The 24,567-nt window shown below is 55.2% G+C and carries 25 protein-coding genes and 1 rRNA gene (1 of these 26 cut by a window edge); 25 read left to right on the top strand and 1 reads right to left on the bottom strand.

Features of this window, described 5'->3' with window-relative positions; translation table 11 throughout:
* The 24 genes from ACTID9_RS23535 to ACTID9_RS23420 all read left to right on the top strand — a co-directional run.
* Positions 1–1,458 (top strand): 23S ribosomal RNA (locus ACTID9_RS23535); it begins 1,471 nt to the left of the window's first position.
* Between the two features lie 242 nt (positions 1,459–1,700).
* Positions 1,701–2,036, top strand: a complete 336-nt coding sequence (locus ACTID9_RS23530) for a M20/M25/M40 family metallo-hydrolase (protein WP_441067282.1) — start codon at positions 1,701–1,703, stop codon at positions 2,034–2,036.
* A gap of 333 nt (positions 2,037–2,369) precedes the next feature.
* The gene (locus ACTID9_RS23525; protein WP_441067281.1) at positions 2,370–2,669 is read left to right on the top strand and encodes an EthD family reductase; all 300 of its coding nucleotides are present in this window, start codon (positions 2,370–2,372) and stop codon (positions 2,667–2,669) included.
* A gap of 2 nt (positions 2,670–2,671) precedes the next feature.
* Complete coding sequence (locus ACTID9_RS23520) at positions 2,672–3,136, top strand: PaaI family thioesterase (RefSeq protein WP_441067280.1); 465 nt, start codon at positions 2,672–2,674, stop codon at positions 3,134–3,136.
* 115 nt (positions 3,137–3,251) lie between these two features.
* Positions 3,252–3,653, top strand: a complete 402-nt coding sequence (locus ACTID9_RS23515; protein WP_122918307.1) for a PaaI family thioesterase — start codon at positions 3,252–3,254, stop codon at positions 3,651–3,653.
* A gap of 41 nt (positions 3,654–3,694) precedes the next feature.
* A complete protein-coding gene (locus ACTID9_RS23510; protein ID WP_441067279.1) occupies positions 3,695–4,489 on the top strand; it encodes an enoyl-CoA hydratase-related protein in 795 nt (264 codons plus the stop codon).
* A gap of 41 nt (positions 4,490–4,530) precedes the next feature.
* Positions 4,531–5,859 (top strand): phenylacetate--CoA ligase PaaK, encoded by a 1,329-nt coding sequence (gene paaK, locus ACTID9_RS23505; RefSeq protein WP_441067278.1) that lies wholly within the window; start codon positions 4,531–4,533, stop codon positions 5,857–5,859.
* Between the two features lie 37 nt (positions 5,860–5,896).
* Entirely contained in the window at positions 5,897–6,670 is a 774-nt protein-coding gene (locus ACTID9_RS23500; RefSeq protein WP_441072719.1) for an enoyl-CoA hydratase-related protein, read from the top strand.
* Positions 6,671–6,679: 9 nt separating this feature from the next.
* A complete protein-coding gene (locus ACTID9_RS23495; protein WP_441067277.1) occupies positions 6,680–7,456 on the top strand; it encodes an enoyl-CoA hydratase-related protein in 777 nt (258 codons plus the stop codon).
* Positions 7,457–7,477: 21 nt separating this feature from the next.
* Positions 7,478–8,335 carry a 3-hydroxyacyl-CoA dehydrogenase family protein gene (locus ACTID9_RS23490; RefSeq protein WP_441067276.1) on the top strand — a complete coding sequence of 286 codons (858 nt, stop codon included), beginning with the start codon at positions 7,478–7,480 and terminating at the stop codon, positions 8,333–8,335.
* Entirely contained in the window at positions 8,319–9,065 is a 747-nt protein-coding gene (locus tag ACTID9_RS23485) for a 3-hydroxyacyl-CoA dehydrogenase family protein (protein ID WP_441067275.1), read from the top strand. Before ACTID9_RS23490 ends, ACTID9_RS23485 begins: the two co-directional genes overlap by 17 nt.
* Positions 9,062–10,270, top strand: a complete 1,209-nt coding sequence (locus tag ACTID9_RS23480) for a thiolase family protein (protein ID WP_441067274.1) — start codon at positions 9,062–9,064, stop codon at positions 10,268–10,270. The genes ACTID9_RS23485 and ACTID9_RS23480 overlap by 4 nt, the downstream gene beginning before the upstream one ends.
* Positions 10,271–10,362: 92 nt before the next feature.
* Positions 10,363–11,562 (top strand): thiolase family protein, encoded by a 1,200-nt coding sequence (locus ACTID9_RS23475; protein WP_441067273.1) that lies wholly within the window; start codon positions 10,363–10,365, stop codon positions 11,560–11,562.
* A gap of 18 nt (positions 11,563–11,580) precedes the next feature.
* Positions 11,581–11,994, top strand: a complete 414-nt coding sequence (locus ACTID9_RS23470) for a thioesterase family protein (RefSeq protein WP_441067272.1) — start codon at positions 11,581–11,583, stop codon at positions 11,992–11,994.
* 169 nt (positions 11,995–12,163) lie between these two features.
* On the top strand, positions 12,164–12,991 hold the full coding sequence (gene paaX, locus ACTID9_RS23465) for a phenylacetic acid degradation operon negative regulatory protein PaaX (RefSeq protein WP_441067271.1): 828 nt from the start codon (positions 12,164–12,166) through the stop codon (positions 12,989–12,991).
* A 234-nt stretch (positions 12,992–13,225) separates the two neighbouring features.
* Entirely contained in the window at positions 13,226–14,194 is a 969-nt protein-coding gene (gene paaA / locus ACTID9_RS23460) for a 1,2-phenylacetyl-CoA epoxidase subunit PaaA (RefSeq protein WP_441067270.1), read from the top strand.
* Between the two features lie 10 nt (positions 14,195–14,204).
* The gene (gene paaB, locus ACTID9_RS23455) at positions 14,205–14,552 is read left to right on the top strand and encodes a 1,2-phenylacetyl-CoA epoxidase subunit PaaB (RefSeq protein ID WP_441067269.1); all 348 of its coding nucleotides are present in this window, start codon (positions 14,205–14,207) and stop codon (positions 14,550–14,552) included.
* A gap of 13 nt (positions 14,553–14,565) precedes the next feature.
* Positions 14,566–15,399 (top strand): 1,2-phenylacetyl-CoA epoxidase subunit PaaC, encoded by an 834-nt coding sequence (paaC, locus tag ACTID9_RS23450; protein ID WP_441072717.1) that lies wholly within the window; start codon positions 14,566–14,568, stop codon positions 15,397–15,399.
* Positions 15,400–15,417: 18 nt separating this feature from the next.
* Positions 15,418–15,912 (top strand): 1,2-phenylacetyl-CoA epoxidase subunit PaaD, encoded by a 495-nt coding sequence (gene paaD / locus ACTID9_RS23445; protein WP_441067268.1) that lies wholly within the window; start codon positions 15,418–15,420, stop codon positions 15,910–15,912.
* Positions 15,913–15,960: 48 nt separating this feature from the next.
* Positions 15,961–17,403, top strand: coding sequence for an NAD-dependent succinate-semialdehyde dehydrogenase (locus tag ACTID9_RS23440; protein ID WP_441067267.1), 1,443 nt, complete (start codon positions 15,961–15,963; stop codon positions 17,401–17,403).
* A 216-nt stretch (positions 17,404–17,619) separates the two neighbouring features.
* Positions 17,620–18,030 carry a hypothetical protein gene (locus ACTID9_RS23435; RefSeq protein WP_441067266.1) on the top strand — a complete coding sequence of 137 codons (411 nt, stop codon included), beginning with the start codon at positions 17,620–17,622 and terminating at the stop codon, positions 18,028–18,030.
* The gene (locus ACTID9_RS23430) at positions 17,960–20,113 is read left to right on the top strand and encodes an Ig-like domain-containing protein (protein ID WP_441067265.1); all 2,154 of its coding nucleotides are present in this window, start codon (positions 17,960–17,962) and stop codon (positions 20,111–20,113) included. Before ACTID9_RS23435 ends, ACTID9_RS23430 begins: the two co-directional genes overlap by 71 nt.
* A 160-nt stretch (positions 20,114–20,273) precedes the next feature.
* The gene (locus tag ACTID9_RS23425) at positions 20,274–20,921 is read left to right on the top strand and encodes a TetR/AcrR family transcriptional regulator (protein ID WP_441067264.1); all 648 of its coding nucleotides are present in this window, start codon (positions 20,274–20,276) and stop codon (positions 20,919–20,921) included.
* 79 nt (positions 20,922–21,000) lie between these two features.
* Positions 21,001–22,182: an MFS transporter gene (locus ACTID9_RS23420; protein ID WP_441067263.1), complete on the top strand. Its 1,182-nt coding sequence runs from the start codon at positions 21,001–21,003 to the stop codon at positions 22,180–22,182.
* Between the two features lie 63 nt (positions 22,183–22,245).
* Here ACTID9_RS23420 and ACTID9_RS23415 read toward each other — a convergent pair whose 3' ends face one another.
* Positions 22,246–22,932 carry a GntR family transcriptional regulator gene (locus ACTID9_RS23415; protein ID WP_441067262.1) on the bottom strand — a complete coding sequence of 229 codons (687 nt, stop codon included), beginning with the start codon at positions 22,930–22,932 and terminating at the stop codon, positions 22,246–22,248.
* Positions 22,933–23,146: 214 nt separating this feature from the next.
* Here ACTID9_RS23415 and dpaL point away from each other — a divergent pair, with 214 nt between their 5' ends.
* On the top strand, positions 23,147–24,373 hold the full coding sequence (gene dpaL / locus ACTID9_RS23410; RefSeq protein ID WP_441067261.1) for a diaminopropionate ammonia-lyase: 1,227 nt from the start codon (positions 23,147–23,149) through the stop codon (positions 24,371–24,373).
* Positions 24,374–24,567: the final 194 nt, after the last annotated feature.

Genomic DNA, 24,567 nt, shown 5'->3' with positions numbered 1-24,567 from the left:
ACGCAGGAGGATAGGGTGAGCGGCCTATTGGATGGCCGCCTAAGCAGTAAGCCTGATGTGTAGGCAAATCCGCACATCATAAGGGTAAGCTGTGATGGCGAGGGAAATGTTAGTACCGAAGTCCCTGATTTCACACTGCCAAGAAAAGCGTCTAGTGAGCAATCTGGTGCCCGTACCGCAAACCGACACAGGTAGGCGAGGAGAGAATCCTAAGGTGCGCGGGATAACTCTTGCTAAGGAACTCGGCAAAATGGCCCCGTAACTTCGGGAGAAGGGGCGCCTCGGTAGGGTGTTAAAGCCCGAGGGGGCCGCAGTGAAAAGGCCCAAGCGACTGTTTAGCAAAAACACAGGTCTCTGCGAAGCCGCAAGGCGAAGTATAGGGGCTGACGCCTGCCCGGTGCTGGAAGGTTAAGGGGATGGGTTAGCGCAAGCGAAGCTTTGAACCGAAGCCCCAGTAAACGGCGGCCGTAACTATAACGGTCCTAAGGTAGCGAAATTCCTTGTCGGGTAAGTTCCGACCCGCACGAAAGGCGTAACGACTTGGGCGCTGTCTCGGCAAGAGACCCGGTGAAATCATAATACCTGTGAAGATGCAGGTTACCCGCGACAAGACGGAAAGACCCCATGGAGCTTTACTGTAGCCTGGTATTGGAACTTTGTGCATCATGTACAGGATAGGTGGGAAGCTGAGAAGCAGGGGCGCCAGCCTCTGTGGAGCTGTCGGTGGGATACCACCCTTGATGTACGGAGTTTCTAACTCGGCACCCTTATCGGGTGCGAGGACCATGCCAGGTGGGCAGTTTGACTGGGGCGGTCGCCTCCTAAAAAGTAACGGAGGCGCCCAAAGGTTCCCTCAGAATGGTCGGAAATCATTCGTAGAGTGTAAAGGCACAAGGGAGCTTGACTGCGAGACCTACAAGTCGAGCAGGGACGAAAGTCGGGCTTAGTGATCCGGTGGTTCCGCATGGAAGGGCCATCGCTCAACGGATAAAAGCTACCCTGGGGATAACAGGCTTATCTCCCCCAAGAGTCCACATCGACGGGGAGGTTTGGCACCTCGATGTCGGCTCATCGCATCCTGGGGCTGAAGTAGGTCCCAAGGGTTGGGCTGTTCGCCCATTAAAGCGGTACGCGAGCTGGGTTCAGAACGTCGTGAGACAGTTCGGTCCCTATCTGTCGCGGGCGTAGGAAATTTGAAAGGAGCTGCCCTTAGTACGAGAGGACCGGGGTGGACATACCGCTGGTGCACCAGTTGTTCCGCCAGGAGCACAGCTGGGTAGCTATGTATGGACGGGATAAGCGCTGAAAGCATCTAAGCGTGAAGCCCCCCTTGAGATGAGATTTCCCACAGAGTCAATCTGGTAAGACCCCTCATAGACGATGAGGTTGATAGGTTCGGTGTGGAAGTGCGGTAACGCATGGAGCTGACGAATACTAATCGGTCGAGGGCTTATCCACAATTAATCCACAAGCATACCTGCGTATCCAGTTTTCAAGGAATAACAAGGGGTGTCGGCATTTTGCCGGCATCCTTTTTGGCGTTTATCCAAAGAGTTGTCCACAGTTTGCACAGCAGGTTGTGACGAATCAGAACAATTTGAATAACCGCAACGAATCGATCAGCGCTATGATAGAGTGTGAGTGAAGATTGAAAATCGTAAGGAGGTCACCATAACAAACCGGCATGGTGGGCTGCCATCATGCACGAGGCCCAGGAGCACATCGAAATTGTGGGCATGGCGAACAGCTGCGATTCCAGTGAGACACTCATCCCCTATATCCGGGCACAGGCCGAGCAGGTGGAAGACGTTCATGCCGTGCATGATACCGTCGAAGCCGGTGGCTCCGAGGATGCCACCTACATGCTGCAGCGAGTTCAGGACAACGGCGGACTGGCCTCCTATCTCATGTTCGGGACGACGCTGGCTGCCGGCCACCACAACGAAAAATTCGACATCGACGAAAAAGTCATGGCCATCGCGATCCAAACATACGCGCTGTGCGCATTGAACGCGGACGACCTGGCGAAACGATAAACAGGCGAACGGCTCAGCGGGCGGTTTTCACGATGGGTCGTCAGCGGAGCGGTGTTCGTAATCATCGTAAATATCATCGAATATTGAACAAGGAAAAGCAAAGAAGCTGTCTTGCCGTCAACGCAAGGCAGCTTTTTTGCGCAGAAAAAGCGATCACCGAGGCAGGTTTGCAGGGACCGCCCAAAATGTGGGCTGACAAAAATCCCTTGACGCCTCTTCAAACGAGTTAATATAATAAAAACTATAACGTGCGTTAAAATAACGTTATATAAATGTTTCGTCACATATTTAGTTTCCATACACATAACATTGTTTAGGGAGGATGAAAGTATTATGGTGAAATTAGTGGCCGTATACAAAAAGCCGGAAGATGTAGAAGCATTCGATCGTCATTACTTTGAAGTACATGCTCCGCTTGCGGAAAAAATGCCTGGCCTGATCAAAATGGAAGTGAGCAAAATTTACGGCTCTCCAGCAGGCGAAAGCAATCTGCACCTGATCGCAGAAATGTATTTTGAAACTAGAGACGCACTGATGGAAGCGTTGTCATCTCCGGAAGGCCGCGCAGCCGGCAAAGACCTGATGGGCTTCGCAGGCAAAGTGGTGTCCATGCATTTCGCCGACGTGGTGTAAGCATGAGCAGGAAACAGTATCCTGACGAGCGCGAGCTGCACCGCAAGCATTACGATGAAATTTGCGCCAAGCTGGCACAGGACACGTTCGGGCAATTTCTCGGGATCAAGCTGATCGAGCTTGGCGAGGGGACGGCGACCGCCGAGCTGGTCGTCGGCGACCACATGCTGAATGCCCACGGAACCGCGCATGGCGCCGTTATTTTCTCGCTGGCTGATTTCGTGTTTGCAGCTGCGTGCAATTCTTATGGCAAAACGTCTGTCGCTTTATCCATGAACATCGGGTTTTTGGCTGCGGCATTAAAAGGCAACCGCCTCGTCGCCACGGCGACCGAGGAGAAGCGCAACAACCGGACAGCCTGGTACCGCATCCGCGTGGAGAGCGACGGCGAGCTGGTGGCTACGCTTGACGCGCTCGCATACCGCAAAAACGAGTATTTCGTTTCGCTTCCGGAAGAAGCGGAGTAGATGCATCATACAAAATGGAAAAGGGGTTCGGCGAGTAACGCGGCAGTATCCTTTTCCATTCTTTTTTCAGTTCTATCATCATCGATCTCTCGGCAGGTCATCGGGGAGGCTTATCATGGCAAACGTCAGCAACAATCGATTCAATCACTATCTCGGCATCGAGGTGCTGCATCGGGATGATCACGGGGCAAAAGTGGCGCTGCAAATCAGGCCGGAGCTGTGCAACAGCATCGAACATGTCGTGCATGGCGGCGTGACGGCCACGCTGGCAGATGTCGCGATGGGACACGGAGCCGCGCCGCACGTGGATGGCGTGCAGCAGTGCGTGACTGTGGAAAGCAAAATCCAGTATCTGTCCATGGCAAAAGGCAGCATGCTGACAGCAGAATCAAAGGTTCTGAAAAGTGGCAAAAGCATCATTGTGATGGAAGCGCGCGTTTTCTGCGACGGTCAGCTGGTCGCCTTCGCCACCGGCACGTATGCGCGGGTGAAGCCGAAGCAAGAGAAGGAAGCGTAATAGACAAGAGAAGCAAAGTGTGGAGTCTGGGAGGGTGGACGATGAGCATCAGCAATCAAGAGACCGTACGTTTGGAAATCAAGGGGCATCTCGGCATCATTACGCTGGCACGTCCCGATGAATTGAATGCGCTTAACTACGAGACGCTGGAGCGCTTGGGCGCGATCGTCGAAGAGCTGCGCCTGTCGAGCAAAGAGGTGCGCGCAGTATTGCTGCAAGCGGAAGGACGGGCATTTTGCGCCGGAGCGGACCTGAAAGAACGCCGCACGCTGACCGAGCAGCAGGTTCGCCGCAACGTTCGCAAAATTCGCGATGTTTTCTCAGCGTTGGAGCGGCTGCCGCAGCCGACAATCGCGTTGATCAATGGGTTTGCTTTTGGCGGGGGCTTCGAATTGGCGCTCGCTTGCGATTTCCGCTTTGCTTTGCGCGAGGCGAAGATGGGCTTGACCGAGGTGAGCCTCGGCATTATCCCAGGCGCAGGCGGCACACAGCGCTTGACTCGCTTGATCGGCCCGTCCAAGGCAAAAGAATTGATTTTGACCGCACGCCGGATCACGGCCGACGAAGCGTTTGCCATCGGCTTCGTGAACGGGGTAGCGGACAGCACCGAGCAGCTTGTACAGATGGCGAACTCGCTGGCAGACGAGATTTTGGCGAATGCGCCGCTGGCGGTTTATCAGGCGAAAGCGGCGATTGACCGGGGCGCGAGCGTCGATTTGCAGACCGGTTTGGATATCGAAACGATGTGTTACGAGGTAATTATTCCGACAAAAGACAGGCTTGAAGCATTGGAAGCGTTCCGTGAAAAACGAAAGCCAGTCTATCGCGGCGAATAGCCGGCATCCCGGAAAAGACCAAAAGACAGGGGGAGTATGGAATGATTTTCAACAAGGAAATGGAAACGCTGTCACGTCAAGACATGGAGGCTGTGCAGCTGGAACGTCTGCAATCGACGGTGAAGCGTGCATACGAGCGCGTGGCTTTTCATCGAAACTCGTTTGATCAAGCAGGGGTAGGGCCGGACGACATCAAATCGCTGGATGACCTTCGCCGTCTTCCGTTCATGAAAAAGACGGACTTGCGTGAAAATTATCCGTTCAACCTGTTTGCCGTCGACATGAAGGATGTGGTGCGCATTCACGGCTCATCCGGCACGAAGGGCAAGCCTACGGTCGTCGGCTACACCAAAAAAGACATTGAAAACTGGTCGGAGATCGTCGCTCGCGCCATCTGCAGTGCGGGTGGACAGCCTGGGGACGTGTTCCACAACGCGTATGGCTACGGCTTGTTTACTGGCGGACTCGGCATTCATTACGGCATCGAGCATCTGGGCGCCATCGCCGTACCGGTGTCCGGCGGCAATACATCCCGCCAAATCACATTGATTCAGGACTTCCAGCCGCGCGGATTGGCAGGAACGCCTTCTTACATTTTGAATATCGTCGAAGAAATGAAAAAAATGGGCATCAACCCGCGTGAAACAAGCATCAAGTACGGCATTTTCGGCGCCGAGCCGTGGTCGGAGGAAATGCGCAAGCAGCTCGAAGATGAGCTGGATATTAAAGCGGTCGACATTTACGGATTGAGCGAGGTCATGGGACCAGGCGTATCGATCGAGTGTCATGAGGCGCAGGATGGCCTGCACATCGCTGAAGATCATTTCCTTGCCGAAATCATCGATCCGAAAACAGGCGAGGTGCTGCCGTACGGAGAGGAAGGCGAGCTGGTATTCACCTCGCTCACGAAGGAAGCGTTCCCGGTCATCCGGTACCGCACAGGCGATATCGCGTCCCTGAATCCCGAGCCCTGCAAGTGCGGGCGGACAACCATGCGGATGTCGCGGATCAAAGGCCGCGTCGACGATATGCTGATCATCCGCGGCGTCAACGTATTCCCGACCGAAATCGAATCCGTGCTGCTTACCTTCAAGCAGCTGGCGCCGCACTATCAGGTCGTGATCGAACGCGACGGCGCACTCGACCGTTTCGAAGTGCATTGCGAGCTGACGCCGGAATACGCCAAACAGCTTGCCGAACAAGACAGCACCGCCAGCCAGTCGGCATTGGTGAAAGAGATCGGCCATATGATCAAAAATACGCTGGGCGTTTCCGTTGTGCTGCGCGTACTCGCGCCGAATTCGCTTTTGCGCAGTGAAGGAAAAGCGATTCGCATCGTCGACAATCGGAACAAGCCGCAAGCCATCTGATCGTTAGGGCTTAAAGGAGAAAGGTGTGAAAACGAGCATGGCCTATGAATTCATCACGGTCTCAATCGAGGATGCGATCGGCATCGTCGCGCTCAATCGGCCGAAGGTATTGAATGCGCTCAATCTGGCGCTTGTCGACGAACTGGTGGCGGAGCTGGAGAGGCTCGACCGCGATCCGGCGATTCGCGTCATCGTCCTGACGGGGAATGACCGTGCGTTTGCAGCAGGCGCCGACATCAACGAAATGGCAGAAGAATCAGCCATCTCCATCATGCAAAAAGACCAGTTCGCTGTATGGGACCGGATGCGTCTGATCTCCAAGCCGATCATCGGTGCGGTCAGCGGGTTCGTGCTCGGCGGCGGCTGCGAGTTGATGATGAACTGCGACTTGATCGTCGCTTCGGAAACCGCGGTCATCGGCCAGCCGGAAATCAAGCTCGGCGTCATGCCGGGAGCGGGTGGCACACAGCGGCTGACCCGCGCGGTCGGCTTGCGCAAGGCGATGGAGATGCTTTTGACCGGCGAGCCGATCAAAGCGGATGAAGCGCTGCGCTACGGACTGGTCAACAAGGTGGTGCCGGTGGAAATGTACCGAAAGGAAGCGGTGCAGCTGGCCAAACGGATTGCCGCGCAGCCGCCGCTCGCTGTGCAGGTGATCAAAAAAACGGTGCACAAGGCGGACGATTTGCCGCTTGATGAAGGCATGGATTATGAACGCAACGCCTTCTATCTGCTGCTCGCAAGCGAGGATCGGCAGGAAGGGATGAAGGCGTTTTTGGAAAAGCGCAAACCCCATTTTACCGGGAGATAGGAGGCAGTCATGTTTGAGACGATTACGTATGAAGTGACCGATCGCGTCGCCGTCATCACGATGAACCGCCCAGATAAATTCAACGCATTCACCGAGCGGATGCACAAGGAGATCATCGAAGCGCTCAAGCAAGCGCAAAAAGACGAGGAGGTCCGCTGCATCCTGTTCACCGGAGCGGGCCGCGCATTCAACGCAGGCCAGGACTTGGGCGATGTCATCGGCCAGGAGGTCGATTTCGGCGGATTTTTGCGCGAGCGCTACAATCCGATGGTGCTGCAGTTCCAAAAGACGGAAAAGCCGATCGTCGCCGCGATCAACGGGGTTGCGGCAGGCGCGGGGATGAGCGTCGCCTTGGCGTGCGACCTGCGCGTCATCTCCGCGAAAGCCTCGCTGGTCAACGCATTCGTCAACATCGGGCTCGTCCCGGATTCCGGCGGGTGCTACTTTTTGCCGCGCATCGTCGGGCTGGGCAAGGCGCTTGAACTGGCGATGCTGGGAGAAAAAATCACGGCGGATGAGGCGTACCGCATCGGCCTGGTCAACCAGGTGCTCCCTGCCGAAGATTTTGCAGAACAGGCGCTGGCCTATGCGCGCAAGCTGGCGAGCTTGCCAACCAAAGCCATCGGGCTGATCAAGCGCACCATGTACAAAGGCTTGCAGATGGATTTGGAACAGACGCTGGAATACGAGGCCTATGCCCAGGAGATCGCAGGCAAGACAGCGGATCACAAGGAAGGGGTCACCGCGTTCATCGAAAAGCGCGCGCCTTTCTTCACCGGGCAGTAGCTGCCAAAGGAGGTTGCCACAATGGAAATTACGACAGTCGGCGTGATTGGCGCCGGAACGATGGGGGCAGGCATTGCCCTCGTTTGTTCCCGCCGCGGCTATCAGGTGCTTTTGCTTGATGCCAATCAGGCTGTTTTGGATAAAGCGAATGCGTATTTCACGTCCACGCTGGAGCGGGATGTGGCCAAAGGGAAAATTACGGAAGCACAAAAAGAGGAGACGCAAAAGCGGATCACGCCCGTATCTGCGATGGAGCGGCTTGGCGATTGCGATGTCGTCATCGAGGCTGTCCCTGAACGGCTGGACTTGAAAAAGTCGATCTTTACGTCGCTCGCGCAGCTTTGCAGAAGCGACGCGCTGCTTTTGAGCAATACGTCCTCGATTTCGATAACCGAAATCGCCGGCGGGCTGCCGCATCCCGAACGGATTCTCGGCTTCCACTTTTTCAATCCGGCTCCGGTCATGCCGCTGGTCGAGGTCATTCGCGGGATGAAGTCGGGCGAGGAGGAAGTGCAGCGTGCCTATCGCTTTGCCGAGGCGCTCGGGAAGGTGCCGGTGCTGGTGACGGACACGCCTGGCTTTATCGTCAACCGGATTGCGCGTCCTTATTATAATGAAGCGCTGCGCATTTTAGGCGACGGCGTCGCGGACGTGGCCAAAATCGACCGGATCATGAAGCGGGCGGGCGGCTTCAAGATGGGGCCGTTTGAGCTGCAGGACATGATCGGCATCGACATCAATTTTGCTACGACCGAGTCGGTGTACAGCGACTTTTTCCAGGAAGGACGATTCAAGCCGAGCCGGATTCAGCAGCGGATGGTGCAGGCGGGCAGCTTGGGCAGAAAGACGGGTGAAGGTTTCTATGACTACAACAAGTAAAGCGATTTTGCTCGCGGGTGAGGGACCGCTGTATCCCGAGCTGGAGCAATTGATCACCGCGCACGGGTATCGTGTCGTGTCGGTTGAAGAAGCGGAGGCAAGCGAGGTCGGATTGGCGCTGGAAGTGACCAATGGCGATCTCGCTGCCAAAAAGGAGCGCGTCCGCGAGCTGGATCAACTGCTGCCTGCCTATGTGCCGATCGTGGCGACATCGCTTGCCATTACGGCGACAGAGGTGGCGGCGTGGACTGCGCATCCGGAACGCGTCTGCGGTTTCGGCACCTTGCTGCCGCTTGCCGAACGCGAGCTGTTTGAAATCGCGCCAGCTTTGCAGACGGAGGAACCGATTCTTTCGCAAACCGTGACGTTTTTCCAGTCGCTCGGCAAAGAGACCGAGATTGTGGACGATGAAGTGGGACTTGTGTTTCCGCGCATCCTGTCCTTGATCATCAACGAGGCGGCGTTCGCCCTGATGGAAAAGGCGGCGACCGCAGCCGACATCGATACCGCGATGAAAAAAGGCGTGAACTATCCGTACGGGCCGCTGGAATGGGCCGACCGGATCGGACTGGACGAAGTGTATGCGATCGTTCGCGGCCTGCACCGCGATTTGGCCGAAGAGCGATATCGTCCGGCGCCGCTTTTGCGCAAGCTGGTATTGGCCGGCCGAGTGGGGAAGCGCAGCGGACGGGGCTTTTATGTTTATGAGAATGAGGGTGACGCAACATGACGTACGCAAGAAAAGACGTATATGTCGCAGCGGCGGTTCGCACGCCGATCGGCAAGCTGGGTGGCAGCCTGAAGCACGTGGCCAACGATGAGCTTAGCGCGATCGTGCTTGATGCGGCTTTGAAGCGGACGCATGTGCCAGGCAATGAAGTGGATGGCGTCATCATGGGCAATGTCGTGTCGGCAGGGCCTTTCATTAATATTGCACGCGTAGGCTTGCTCAAGGCCGGTTTGCCGGAAAGCGTGCCGGGCTTGACCGTCAACCGGGTTTGCGCATCCGGTTTGGAGGCCGTCAATCTGGCGGCGCAATCGATCCAGGCCGGGCATGCCGAGGTGATGCTGGCAGGCGGCGTGGAAAACTTGACCCGTGCGCCTTATATCATGGAAAAATTCGAGCAGCCGTTTCAGCGCGGCGGCCAGACGCTGATGGAATCGTTCGGCGGACCGCGTTCCGCTCCGGTCGCGATTTACGGCGAGCTGACGATGGGCGACACGGCGGAAAACGTCGCGGAGCAGTTCGGGATCAGCCGGGAGGAGCAGGATCGATTCGCGGTGGAAAGCCACCGCCGCGCGATCGCAGCCATCGATGCAGGCCGGTTCAAGGACGAGATCGTGCCGGTTCACATCCCGGGGAAAAAAGGCGAAACCATCTTGTTCGATACAGATGAATTCCCGCGCCGCGATACGTCGATGGAGAGCTTGGGCAAACTGAAGCCGGCTTTCCGTAAAAACGGCACGGTCACCGCAGGCAATTCGTCGGGCATCAATGATGCAGCGGCAGCGCTCGTTTTGATGAGCGGCGATGCGGTGCAAAAATACGATGCCAAGCCGTTGGGACGGGTCATCCATTTTGTTGGCGCAGGCGTCGATCCGCGCGTGATGGGCATCGGGCCGGTCGCTGCGGTTCGCAAGCTGCTGGCAGAGGTCGGGATGAGCGTGGAGGAAATCGATCTGTTTGAGCTGAACGAAGCGTTCGCGTCGCAGTCGCTCGCCTGCATCCGCGAGCTGGGGCTCGATCCGGAAAAAACCAATGTCAACGGCGGAGCGATCGCGCTCGGCCATCCGCTCGGCTTCAGCGGGGCGCGGCTGTTGGGCACGATCCTGTATGAATTGCGGCGCCGCAAGCAGCGCTACGGCATTGTCACCTTGTGCATCGGCGGTGGACAGGGACTCGCCACACTGGTCGAAGCGATGCCGGAATCATAACAAGCCAACGAAAAGAAAAGCATGATTTGCCCACATGCTGCGGCCAGAGACGGGCCCAAACGCATCGTGGCGATAGATGGAGGGAGCAGGAGATGAAGACAGCTGTTATTGTTGATGCGGTGCGCACGCCGATCGGGCGGCACGGAGGTGCGTTGAAAGATGTGCGTCCGGACGATCTGGCCGCGCATGTGATCGCCAAGCTGCTGGAACGCAACGCGATCGATCCGCTTTTGATTGACGATGTAATCATGGGCTGTGCCAACCAGGCGGGGGAAGATAACCGCAATGTGGCGCGGATGGCATCCCTTTTGGCGGGGCTGCCGGTGGATGTGCCGGGCGTGACGGTGAACCGGCTGTGCGGCTCGGGGCTGGAAGCGGTGAACCAGAGCGCCAACGCGATCAAAGCGGGCGCAGGCAAGGTGTACATCGCGGGGGGCACCGAGAGCATGACGCGCGCGCCGCTCGTGATGATGAAGCCGGGAGCGGCGTTTGCACGCGGCAATCAGCCGCTGTACGACACGACATTGGGCTGGCGCATGGTCAATGAAAAGCTGGATGCGATGTATCCTGCCATCAGCTTGGGCGAGACGGCGGAAAATGTGGCAGAGCAGTACGGGATCACCCGCGAGATGCAAGATTTGTTCGCGCTGGAAAGCCAGCAAAAATACGCTCGTGCGCAAGCGGCTGGCCTGTTCGCGTCCGAGATCGTGCCGGTCGAGCTGCGCGGCAAAAAGGGCGAGGTTACGCTTTTCGAGCACGACGAGCATCCGCGTCCGCAGACCACGCTCGAGCAACTGCAAAAGCTGAAGCCCGCGTTTAAAGCGGACGGCAGCGTGACGGCGGGCAACTCTTCCGGGATCAATGACGGCGCGTGCGCGCTTTTGGTCATGGAGCAGGAGACAGCGGAACAGGCGGGCCTGAAACCGCGCGCGCGCATCGTGGCATCCGCCGTGGCAGGCGTCGATCCATCCGTGATGGGAATCGGTCCGGTTCCAGCCATTCGCAAGCTGCTGAAGCAGGCAGGGCTGACCGTGGCCGACATCGATTTGTTCGAAATCAACGAGGCGTTTGCGTCCCAGTCGGTTGCCAGCGTGCGCGAGCTTGGCATCGATCCGGAGCGGGTCAATGTCAATGGCGGCGCGATCGCGATCGGCCATCCGCTTGGCGCGAGCGGGGCGCGGATTTTGACGACTCTGCTGTATGAGATGGAGCGCCGTGGCGCGCGCTATGGCGTGGCGGCAATGTGCATCGGCGTTGGTCAGGGAATCGCGACATTGATCGAACGGGTGTAGGGAAGGGGGCGCCAAGCCTTGAAAAACGGACTTTTGCCAGGGGTGGAAGCGACCGTGCGGATCACCGTGACGGAAGCGATGCTTGCCGCCTTTGATGGAGAAGTGATTCATCCGGTCCTCTCGACGGTCAGCATGATCTACCATATGGAAAAGGCAGGGCGCGCCGTGATTTTGCCGTTTTTGGAAGAAGACGAGGAAGGCTGCGGCTTCGCGGTCGAGATCAAGCATGTCGGCCCGGCGGTGATCGGTCAGGAGGTCGTTTTCCGCGCGGTCTGCACGGAGGTGACCGACACCCGCGTCGTCTGCGAAGTGACGGCCCATACTGCGCTGGGCCGCGTCGGCTACGGCTCCTTTACCCAAGCGCTGTTCAAAAAGGAAGACATGAAGCGGCGCATCCAGGACTTGCAAAAGCAGGTCGAAGCAACGCGGTAGCACAGGAGAGTGACAAATCCTTGTCCAACCGTCAAAACAAATTGACTTAGGCTGGCTGGCTTCATTATAATGACGTACGAAATACGTCACATATCTTTCGCATCATATGAGCTGGAGCGATTTCACTCAATTGCGAATTCGTGTGAATCGATCTGGGGGTAAATGTACCATGAAACCGCAATCCATGTTGTTCACCATCTACGGTGAGTATGTCAGACATTACGGAAGTGAAATCTGGATCGGCAGCCTGACCAAGCTGATGGGTGAATTCGGACTGTCGGAGCCGGCTGTCCGCGCGGCGATTTCGCGCATGCTCCGCCAGGGCTGGCTGGATTCGCGCAAAGTGGGCAACCGCAGCTATTATTCGATGTCAGCACGGGGGAAAAACCGGCTTGAAGAAGCCGCCGCCCGTATTTATAAAGTGGAAGCGGCCGACTGGGACGGCCGCTGGTGCATCGCCAGCTACAATATTCCGGAGGAGCGCCGGGCTCTGCGCGACCAGCTGCGCAAAGAATTGTCGTGGATGGGCTTCGGCATGCTCACGACCAGCACGTGGATCAGCCCGAACAATCTGGCCGATCGCGTGAAGGAGCTTACCGAGTCCTATGACATCAAGGACCATGTGGAAATTTTTTACGCCGAGCATCTGGGCTGGAGCAATCCGAAGGAACTGGTGAAAAAGTGCTGGAACCTCGATGAGATCAATGACGCCTACAAAAGCTTCATCGATGTCTATCGCCCGCAGTACGAGCAGATGGCGGAAGATTTGCGCCAAAACAAGGACGTCGCGGACAGCTACTGCTTCGTGGAAAAGACCAAGCTCGTCCATGAATACCGCAAATTTTTGTTCATCGACCCGGACTTGCCGCAAGAGCTGGTGCCCGAGCTGTGGCTCGGCAAAGAGGCAGACCAGCTGTTCCAAGATTACTATGCCTTGCTGAATCCAGGTGCGGTCCGCTTTTTTGAAGATGCTTACGAAGTCGCGCCCGAGCAATAAGCCATTTGAATCACAGAGAAGAGAAAGCTCCGACCATGCCTGCATGAAGCATGTGTCTGGAGCTTTTTTCGCGCGAACAAGATTCATCCTGTTTCGCATCCACACGGTAAAATCAGCCCAAAATGAAGCAAATGACCGCCTATTGCGATTTTATATAACGTTATGTTATTATTACGTTACAGAAACGTATTATAATAATACCATAACATAAATCGTATCAAAGGGGGCAGGAGCATGCAGATCCAGACAGACATGAGGGAACTGACGGACAATGAAAAAATGGAAGCGTTTTTAGCCCGGATCGATCGCGGTGAAAAGATCGAGGCGGACGACTGGATGCCGGACGATTACCGCAATCAGCTGATCAAGCTGATCTCCATGCATGGCATCAGCGAAATTATGGGAGCGCTTCCGGAAAAGGAATGGGTGCCAAAAGCGCCGACGCTGCGCCGCAAGCTGGCGATCATGGCCAAGGTGCAGGATGAGATGGGACACGGGCAGCTCCTGCTGCGCGTAGCGGAAGATTTGATGGCGCCTTTGGGCAAAAATCGCGAAGACTTGCTGAACGACCTGTTTACCGGAAGACTGAAATTCCACAACGTGTTCCATATGGAAGCGCCGACGTGGGCCGACGCGGGCGTAATCGGCTGGCTGGTTGACGGAGCGGCGATCATCACGCAAACGATGTCGCTCGATTCGTCCTATGCCCCGTACGCGCGGGCGCTGCACCGCATCTGTGCGGAGGAAAAATTCCACGCGCAGCACGGCGAGAGCATCGTGCTCGAACTGGCGGAAGGAACGGCTGCGCAAAAGCAGATGCTGCAGGACGCCGTCACCCGCTGGTGGCCATCGCTGCTGATGTTTTTCGGACCGCCTGAAGACGGGCAGATTACCAGCAACCAGCAGCTGAACATGCGCTACAAAATCAGAACGCAGACGAATGAAGAGCTGCGCCAGGCTTTCTTGAGCAAATATGTGCCGCGGATTTTCCACCTTGGCTTGACGCTGCCGGATGAGACGATTCATTTTGATGAAGCGGCGAACAAGTGGGTGTATCAGCAGCCTGACTGGAATGAATTCAAGCAGATCGTCAAAGGGAACGGACCTCGCTCCAGCCAGCGTCTGCGCTTGCGGGAGATGTCCTATGAGGAATCAAAATGGGTGCGGGATGCCATCCTGGCATACGGCCGCGTCGCAGGGTAGGTGAAGAACAATGAGCAACCAGGTGAATCCGAACGAGTCGTTCTTGATTTTTGAAGTATTTAGTCAGAAGAATCCCACTTCCTCATTTGTTCACCAATTCAGTTTGCTTGCACCGAACAAGGAAGTCGCGATGACGATGGCGCGGGAAAACTTTTTGCGGCGGGAGCCGTGCATCAACCTGTGGGTGGTGCAGCGCGAGGACATTCACGTCCTGCCGGTGGAGGAGCGTCCGCTTTTGCAGCGGCTGGACAACAAGAGCTATCGGGAAACAAAGGGCTACGGCGATTTGCAATCCAGATGGCGCGCCCATAAAGAAGAGTACGAAAAACGCATGAAAAATGCGGAAAGCGGCAGCTAAGGGGGCAGGGATGATGAACGCTTACTCATTGGTGGAAACGGTCGAACAAGCAAAACAAAATCCCGACTACGCAAAAGCGCTGACGGAGCTTTTGTTTCAATTGGCAGACGATGATTTCATTTTGGCGTACCGGGGCTCGGAATGGCTTGGACTTGCGCCGCATATAGAAGAAGATGTGGCCTTTTCCTCCATGTCGCAGGACATGATGGGCCATGCGGTGATGTTTTACGAGATGCTCGAGGAGCTGGGCATGGGCAAAGCGGATGATTTGGCCCAGCTGCGCGGGCCGGAGGCATTCCGCAACGCGATTTTGGCCGAGCGCAAAAACGGCACGGGCGATTATTTGGCGGAGCCGCACTATGACTGGGCATACGCGATCGTGCGCAGCTATGTGTACGGGCTGTTCAAGCAGGCGCGCCTCGATGCGCTGGCGAAATCGTCCTACGTGCCGCTCGTGCATGCCAGCCGGAAGATGAAGACGGAGCACCGCTACCATCTGATGCACTGGCAAGTATGGATGAAGCAGCTGGCCAACAGCACACCGGAGGCGCGCGAGAAGCTGGAAGCGGCAATCGCGAGCGTGTGGGCGGACGCGGGCGAGCTGAGCAGCCTCGGGCCAAGTGCGGATGACATCGTGCGCTTCGGGCTTTTGGCTGATGAAGCGACGCTGCGCAAAGGGTGGCTGGCGCAGGCGGCAGCGGCTTTCGCACAGATCGGCATCGCGGCGCCGGGCGAGCCGGGTGTGCCGCAGCAAAACGGACGCGGCGGCGAGCATACCGCCGATTTGGCTCAAGCTTTGCAAACATTATCGGAAGTGTATCGTATCGATCCAGTGGCCAATTGGTAAAGGGAGGTGAGCCGTAAAATGGCATACGAAACGGCAGCTATGTTGGAGAATGCGTGCTGGAGGCTTCTGGAAGAGGTGAAAGATCCGGAAATTCCCGCGATCAGCATGGTGGAGATGGGCATGATCCACAAGGTCAGCGCGAATGACGGCGTCGTCGTCGTGGAGGTTTTGCCTACTTTTGTCGGCTGTCCCGCACTGGAAATCATGAAGAAAAACATAGAGGACGCCCTGGGTCCTGTTGAAGGAGTCAAGGAGGTTCATGTCCGGTTTGTCTATGATCCGCAATGGACGTCAGATCGGATATCCATAGAAGGCAGAGGGAAGCTGCGCAGCTTCGGCATCGCGCCTCCCCCGCTCGACTACAAAGAGGGCGATCCGTGGGAAGTCACTTGTCCGTACTGCGATTCGCCATACACGAAAATAGAAAATCTTTTCGGGCCGGCAGCCTGCCGCAGCATCCTGTACTGCCGCCATTGCAAAAATCCGTTTGAGGCATTAAAGCCCATCTATTAAAAAGCGGGCAGCGAAAACGAGCAGCGTAAATCGAAAGGAGCGATTCTAGTGGATCAGGTAAAACAAATGTATATCAATGGAGAATGGGTTGCAGCTGAAAGCGGCGAAACCCTTTCCGTCACCAATCCGGCAACAGGCGAAACCGTCGGCGTCGTCACATTCGGCGACAACCGCGATGCCGCAAAAGCGATCGATGCGGCACATGCAGCATTTGCCAGCTGGTCGCGCCTCACAGCGAGAGAACGCTCCAAATATCTCTACAATCTCTATGAACTCGTGCGCAACAGCCGCGATGAGCTGGCCGGCATCATTTCCGCGGAAATGGGCAAACCGCTGCGCGAAGCAAAAGGCGAGGTGCTGGGCGCTGCGGACAACTTCATGTGGTATGCAGAGGAAGCGAAGCGCGTGTACGGCGAAACGATTCCGTCCTCCGTGCCGAACAAACGCATCATGGTGCTCCGCCAGCCAGTCGGCGTCGTCGGCGCGATCACACCGTGGAATTTCCCGGTGAACATGGTTGCGCGTAAGATCGCACCGGCATTGGCAGCAGGCTGCACGGTTGTCCTGAAACCAGCGGAAAGCACACCGCTGTCTGCAATCCGCCTGTTTGAGCTGATCGAGCAAGCCGGCTTCCCGAAAGGCGTCGTCAACCTCGTCATCGGCAAACCGGAAGCAATCGGCCAGGAATTCATCGATAATCCGAAGCTTGGCAAAATCGGCTTCACCGGCTCGACCCGCGTCGGCAAGCTGTTGATGGAAGGCGCTGCGAAACAGGTCAAGCGCGTCAGCATGGAACTGGGCGGTCATGCGCCGTTCATCGTGTTCGATGACGCCGATCTGGATGCGGCGGTCGAAGGCTTGTTTGAAAGCAAATTCCGCAACTCCGGCCAAATGTGCATCTGCACCAACCGTCTGTATGTTCAGGAAGGCGTAGCGGACGCATTCACGGAAAAATTGGTCGAACGATTGAAAAAAACGAAAGTCGGCGACGGCCGTTTGAAAGATACCGAGATCGGTCCATTGGTCAACGAGCGCGCGCTGGCGAAAGTGCTGGAGCATATCGAGGATGCGAAAGCGAAAGGCGGCGTGGTGGCTGCGGGCGGCAATCGCCTTGTAGATGGCGACTATGCCAAAGGCTTCTATTGCGAGCCAACCGTCATCACGGATGTAACCGGCGACATGAAGATCGCCTACGAAGAAACGTTCGGACCGGTAGTGCCGCTCATCCGCTTCAGCGACGAGAAAGAAGTCGTGAAGCTGGCGAACGATACGCGCTACGGCTTGGCAGCGTATGTGTATACGCGCGACAATGCCCGCTGCTTCCAGATGGCCGAGCAGCTCGAATACGGGATCGTCGGCATCAATGACGGCTCCCCGACCCAAACCCAAGCGCCGTTTGGCGGCTTCAAGGAAAGCGGCATCGGGCGCGAAGGCGGCCATTTCGGCTTGGACGAATATTTGGAAACCAAATTCGTTTCGTTCGGCGTGTAGCTCAATCGAGTCAGATACAGCCAGTGTGTTCCCGGATTTACCGGGTCGCACTGGCTTTTCTATTTTACAAAAAAAGGATCTACCTCAAAGGAGGTACGGGTCATCGCTGGCGATATTTTTTGGCGAGTAGGCGAAAGTTCTAACTTTGGTTAGGTTTTTTTTACACCCCGTTCTGATAGGATGTACGCGAGTCTTTGAAAGATGGGGGAGAGATACATGGCGGGAAGAAGGACAGATCAGCCGCTGCTGGCAACATACATCAAGATCATGTTGGCATTTTTCATCGCCTTTTCGGGATGGGCAATCGTTTTTGTAAACTTGGCGCAGCCGGCAAAGGCAGCGACAGGCGACGGGACCCCGGCGAATCCGTATATCATCACGACGGCGGAGGAATTGGCGAACATCCGTACGAATTTGAGTGCGTCGTACAAGCTCGGCGATGACATCGATTTGAGCGACTTTAGTGAGGGAGAAGGCTGGGAGCCGATCGGTTCTGAATGGACATACCATCATCGGGCTTACGATCAACCGCCCGGAAGCAACGGGGCCTGTCGGGTTGTTTTCCGTTTTGAAAGGCATCGTCACGAATTTGGAGCTGAGGAATGTATCCATCACAGGGGGCAGTAGCGTAGGGGCGCTTGCAGGGGAAACCGAATGGCTGGAGCCCAGCCCTGATCCGGGGCCAGTCGCCATTCTGAGCACGATCTCGAATGTTAAGGTATCCGGTCAAGTAACGGGAGACTCAAGTGTCGGAGGGGTGATCGGCGCAGCGAGCAATGCGCGGATCGAGCAGGTTCAATCCTTTGCGCGTGTAGTCGGAATGGAGAATGTGGGAGGAGTTGCAGGCAGTCTGTCAGATTCCGTGCTTAGCCAATCGATGGCAGGCAGCCTCGTCAAGGAAGCGGATGAAAATCAAGGCACCAACTTGGGCGGCCTTGCAGGAAGTGTGATGAGGTCTACGATCAGCACATCGATGGCAGGAGGAGACGTCGTCGGAAAACAGTGGGTAGGCGGTCTCGTTGGCAGGATGATAGAAGGCTCGGTTTTCGACAGCTATGCAGTCGGCGATGTTACAGCCGACAATCAGGTAGGCGGTCTCATCGGTCAGGCGGATTTCATGGAGATTAGGAACGCTTATGCTGCCGGAAAAGTGTTTGCCAGAACAGGTTCCCTTGTCGGCGGATTGGTGGGCAAATCCAACGATGCGCTTGTTCAAGACTCTTACTGGGATAAAGATACAACCAACCAGAATAGCGATGGAAGTAGAACAGAAGCAGGCAAAACCACAGCCCAAATGCAAACATTTGATCCGGAAGGTATATTCAAAGACTGGGATGGGGACAACATATGGTTTTTCTACAATGGCGACTACCCGTTCCTGCCAATTTTCAATCCAATTATGAATCTGCAGGGCATTGATGACGAACTGGAACTGGAAAAAGGAGCCACAGAAAAGGTTGACGATGTTTGGGCGATGCATCGAAACGAGCACTCCTATGACATCAGCGGCAAGTACAAGCTGGTGTCCGACGATCCAAACATCGTGGAAGTAGACGGTAACAATTTGGTAGCCAAAAACTACGGTACCACAACCGTCCATGTCCAATATCACGGCTTTGACCAAACGATCACCGTCACGGTCCTGTCGCCCGGCATGCCGGACCCGACACCGTATTATCCGGTGAGCGAAATCAAGTTCGAGCAAAAAGACGTGACGGTGAACGAGGGTGACGATGTGATCGTGCTGCGTCCCGTGATCACGCCATCGTATGCGACGAATCAGACGGTGAGATGGAGCAGCAGCGACCCGGACATCGCGGACGTGGATCAAAACGGGCGCGTGAAGCTCGGCCGCCCTGGGGTCGCGACCATTACGGCGACGACAGCGGACGGCGGCAAAGCGGCGGTCATCAAAATCACCGTCGTCGCGAAGAAAACGGTAGTCAAGCTGATCCCGTCGGAGCGGGTGCTGGTGGTCAAGCCGAACCAGACGGCTCGTTTTACCGTAACCGCGTTGTATGACAATGACGAAAAGCAAAACATTACGCAGGATAAACAGACGGCCTATGAAAGCAAGTCCAAGGACATGAAGTTCCGCTCCAGCCGGATCAAAGTCGGTTCAAAAGAAGGAACCACATCGTTTACGGTCACGTACCAGAATAAAACGATTACGATTCCCGTGATCATTTCCAAAATCAGCGTGAAGAGCGTGGCAATCAGCGATGCGCCTGCTGCGTTGAACGTAAAGGATACACAGCAGCTGAAGCTGATCGCGACCTTATCGAACAAAAAAACAAAGGACGCTGCGGAAGATGCCACCTGGACGACCAGCGATCCGAAAGTGGTTACCGTAAGCGATACAGGTGAGCTGGAAGCGGTCGGCGCAGGGAAAGCGACCATTACGGCCGTTTATGGCGGCAAGAAGACCAAAGCGGAAGTGAAAGTGACCGCTTCAACCAAGCTGGACAAGCTGCAGATCAGCAAGCGTACGCTGCGGATGGCTCCGCAAGAGACCCAGCAGCTAACCCTGACAGCGCTCTATACGGACGGTACAAAAGCGGACATCACGAAAGAGGCGACATGGAAGGTTGCGGACGAGGCGATTGCGAATGTGGAGGCAGGACTGATCACCGCCAAGTCGGCAGGGACGACCAAAATAACCGTGACTTATGAAGAGAAAAAGCTCACCATCAGCCTCATTGTGAAATGATGGGAGAAAAGAGAAGTGCCAGCGAGGAACCAGCCAAATGAAAGGGCTGGTTCCTTTCGCATGTGACGAATCTTCGACCGGCATGTTATCATGACTTATTCAAGATTATTTTTTCGAGTCAGCAGGGATTGTGTTAGAATAGGTTGGGGTGAATCAACGGATGGCAGAAAAATCGCTAAGGGACCGGATCATCGAATCGTCGCTGCGACTGTTTGAAGAGTACGGGTACCACAAAGTGACGGTAGATCAGATTGTGAAAGCGAGCGGCACGTCAAAAGGAGGATTTTATCATAATTTCAAGTCGAAAGACGAACTCCTTTATACCGTTCACGATCACTTCATATCGTATGTGCTGGAAAAAGGGCAGCAGGCGTACCAGACGTTTGCCACGCCAACGGAAAAGCTGGACGCAATCATTCGTTCATTTGTCATGATGATCGACCTGTACCGCTCGGAAGTCACGGTCTTTTATCAGGAAAGCTCTTATCTCGCGCCAGAGTATTTTTCCTTGATTGAGGAAAAGCGCGATCACTATAAGGGAATTATGTTCAAGGTCATCCAGGACGGGATCGACTGCGGGGAGTTCCGCCAAGAGCTGCCGGTGCCGATCATGGCCATGGCGATCTTCGGCATGATCAACTGGATATACAAATGGTATCAAAAGACGGGACGCTACTCGATCGAAGAAATTGCCGTCATTTACTCCGATATCATTCTCAAATCGATTCTTACGCCAGAAACGATGAACAAGCCTGAGTATTCGCGATTCTTTTTGACCTCCAGCGACATCAACATCGCACCTGTCTAACGGCAGGTGCTTGCTTCGTCCCTTTTGGCCTGGTACAGAAGGGATTTTTTACCATGCTTCATCCAAAAGGAGTGATACGATGAAATCGAGAGGCGCTTTGCTCATTCTCGCTTTTTTCATGGCTTCATTAAACTTGCGCCCGGCGATCACTTCAATCGCTCCCTTGCTGGAGACGCTCAGGGACCAGCTGGCGATGAGCGCTTCGGTGGCAAGCCTGCTGACATCGATTCCGGTCTTTTGCATGGGCATCTTTTCGCCGATGGCCGCTGCGCTCGGGGCGCGCTTCGGCATCGAGCGGGTCATCGGCTGGTCGCTGGCGCTGATTGGCGTCGGGACGGCGCTTCGCTTTTTCACGCATTCCACCTTCTTCCTGATGGTGACCGCTTTTGTCGCGGGCCTTGGCATCGCCTCGGCAGGCCCGCTGCTTTCCGGCTTTATCAAGCGCTATTTCCCGACACGGGTGCCGACGATGATCGGGTTGTTTTCCGTCGCCCTGACGATCGGCGCATCGCTTGGCTCCGGTCTGGCAGCTCCGTTCCAAAGCCAAACCCATTCCTGGCAGGGGGCGCTGGCGGTGTGGGCGCTGCTGGCCTTCATCGCGGTCCCGATCTGGTGGATGTCGCTGCGGCGCGCAGGCGGGCGCGGTGACGGGAATGCCGCTTCTGCCCAGACAGCCAGCTTGCCTTGGGGACAAAAAAAGGCGTGGCTTCTGACGCTGTCCTTTGGTTTCATGGCCATGATGTTTTATTCGATCACGGCCTGGCTGCCGCCGATCATCGAAGGCTTGGGCTACAGCAAAGTGTACGCGGGCAATGTGCTCACGCTGTTCGCTTTGGTGCAGGTGCCGGTCAGCCTGTTCCTGCCGGCATTGCTCAAACGCTATCCCGCGCGATTGCCGTGGATGCTGCTCTGCTCCGCCTTTGAGCTGGTCGGGCTTTCCATGCTCTATTTTTCCGTCGCTCCATGGATTGCGGCGATTGTCATCGGGATCGGGGCGGGAGCTTTGTTCCCGCTGAATCTGCTGCTGCCGATCGACGCCACGACAAACGGGCAGGAAGCGGCCAGTTGGTCGGCGATGACACAGTCGGCAGGATATGTGATCGGCGCGGCGGGCCCGCTCATTCTGGGGTGGATTCACGATGCGACACAGAGCTTTTCCATGGCGGTTGTCGCCTTGATCGCACTCGTGGTCATCATGATCGTCATCCAGCTGATCGCCGTGCCGCGCCATGATGGGCAGCGGGAGCGAAAAGCTGCATAAAATCGCAAGTAAAAAAACAGGTGCCGAGATAAAAAGGCGCCTGTTTTTTTGCATCGGGAATGATTAATCTTGCGAATTGCTGGTACTCTTCTCTGCTTCCATATTGGATAAGCGGCGTTGAAAGCTCTCCTGCCAATTGGCTTCGATTCTTTCGGCGGCAGCGTCAAAGTTTTTTTCTTTTAACGAAAGAATGATTTGTTTATGTTCTTCAACCGACTGTTCAACCCCGGAAATACCGTTGAAGTAGGTAATTTCATAACGGCGCAGCTTTTTCTTCAACCCTGCCAGCACATGAATCAGCTCTTCATTTTCCGATAAATCGATGATCACCTGGTGAAAGCGAGCATCGTGGTGCTGGGCGCCAAGCGCATCCCCCTGCTTGATAGCCTGGTCCAGTTCTTCATTAATGGCTTCCAATTCCTCGATGTGCTCGTCCTTCATATTCGCTTTGGCAAAGGAAACAGCAAGCTTCTCCAGCGTCCAGATAATCGGATAGAGGCGATAAGCCTGGTTGCTATCAACGGGAGCAACCTGTGTCCAGCTGTTCGCTTTGCTTTGAATCATTCCTTCCTCTTCCAGTCGCAACAGGGCTTCACGAATCGGCGTGCGGCTTGCCCCTAACGCCTCCGCCAAATCTTGATCTTTTAATCGGTCACCCGGCTTTAATACGCCGCTAATAATCCACTCCTGAAGCTGATGATATACCTGCTCACGAATGGATGAGCGTTTAACTTTTTTGGCATGCTCCAAGATCAAATGATACGCCTCCTTCTTAGTAACGCCTGAATGTAATATATCACGTACAATTTGCAGGTTTCAATATGGGACAATTCGATCAAGCGGCCAAGTTGACAGAGAATCATTCGTTTGGGTAGAATGTAATATATTACATACCAGCATTTCGTTTTTTTACTGCTTTTACTCACATGATGCACGGATTCAATTTGAAACAGGGGGCATGCAAATGGTAGACAGCACTTCATTCAAGTACATCCCAAATAAACAAGCGCGTTCAAGCGAAACCGAGCACCTATCCGTACCTTTTATGAACGAAGAAGTGATTGGGAAGGTCAGAAGCTTTCACAAGCGTTTTCCCGAATACCAGGTGACGCCGCTGCACAGTTTGCAAGCATTGGCACGCAGGCTGAACGTTCAGAATATATGGATAAAGGACGAGTCTTACAGATTTGGCCTCAATGCTTTTAAAGTATTGGGCGGCTCCTATGCGGTTGGAAAGTATGTAGCCAATAAACTGGGCATGGATATTTCGGAGCTTTCCTTTGAGAGGTTGAAGTCGAGAGAAATGAAAGAGAGATTGGGCGAAATTACTTTTGTTACAGCGACGGACGGAAACCATGGCAGAGGGATCGCGTGGGCCGCAAGCCAGTTGGGACAAAAATCAGTCGTGTTCATGCCCAAAGGCTCATCCGAAACCCGTTTGAACAATATTAAAAAAGAAGGCGCACAAGCTTCGATCACCGATCTGAATTATGACGATTCTGTCAAGTTGGCCAAGTATTATGCTTGCGAGAATAACGGGGTATTGGTACAGGACAGCTCCTGGGATGGCTATGAAGAAATCCCCACCTGGATTATGCAAGGATACTGTACCCTCATTGACGAGACGCTTGAACAGCTGGAAAAAGAGGGGGCTGAGTGGCCGACGCATGTGTTTTTGCAAGCAGGGGTTGGCTCCTTTGCGGCAAGCGTGCTTGGCTATCTCATCATGAGGATGGGAAAAAACCGGCCGATCACGACCATCGTGGAACCGAATGAAGCGGCATGTATTTATAAATCCGTTGAAGCAAATGACGGAAAGCCTCATGCGGTAACGGGTTTCATGCCCACCATTATGGCCGGCCTCGCCTGCGGAGAGCCAAGTACGGTCGCTTGGGGGCTTTTACGCGATTATGCAGACATGTATATTTCCTGTCCGGATTATGTGTCGGCAAAAGCCATGAGGATGCTTGGCAACCCATTGCCTGGAGATCCCCGTGTCATTTCCGGAGAATCTGGCGCGGTCGGATTAGGCGTTCTCAGTCTGATTCGGGAGGAGCAAGCATTGCACCAAATCGCTTCACAGCTCCACATCGATGCGGATTCGAGAATTCTCATCATCAGTACCGAAGGCGACACAGATCCCGAGGGATACCGAAACATCGTATGGGACGGCATGTATCCGTCTTTTTAATCGGGAACCCCCGCCAACTTACATCAGGACCGGATCTGGCAGCCGGAGCAAATGGATTGGCAGACGTGATCGGAAAACTTGCGAGCGAACGCGAAACATAAACGCCGCTTTTGGCAGATCAGCATGACCGGAATTCCTGAAGAAACAAGGAGTTCCGGTCTATTTCTTCAGGATCACGTAACAGCAAAGTCTCC

It is taken from the genome of Brevibacillus fluminis, from assembly GCF_052072235.1.
GTDB lineage: Bacteria > Bacillota > Bacilli > Brevibacillales > Brevibacillaceae > Brevibacillus_D > Brevibacillus_D fluminis_A.
Note: the sequence above shows the minus strand (reverse complement) of the source record. Positions and strands in the feature narration are given on the sequence as shown.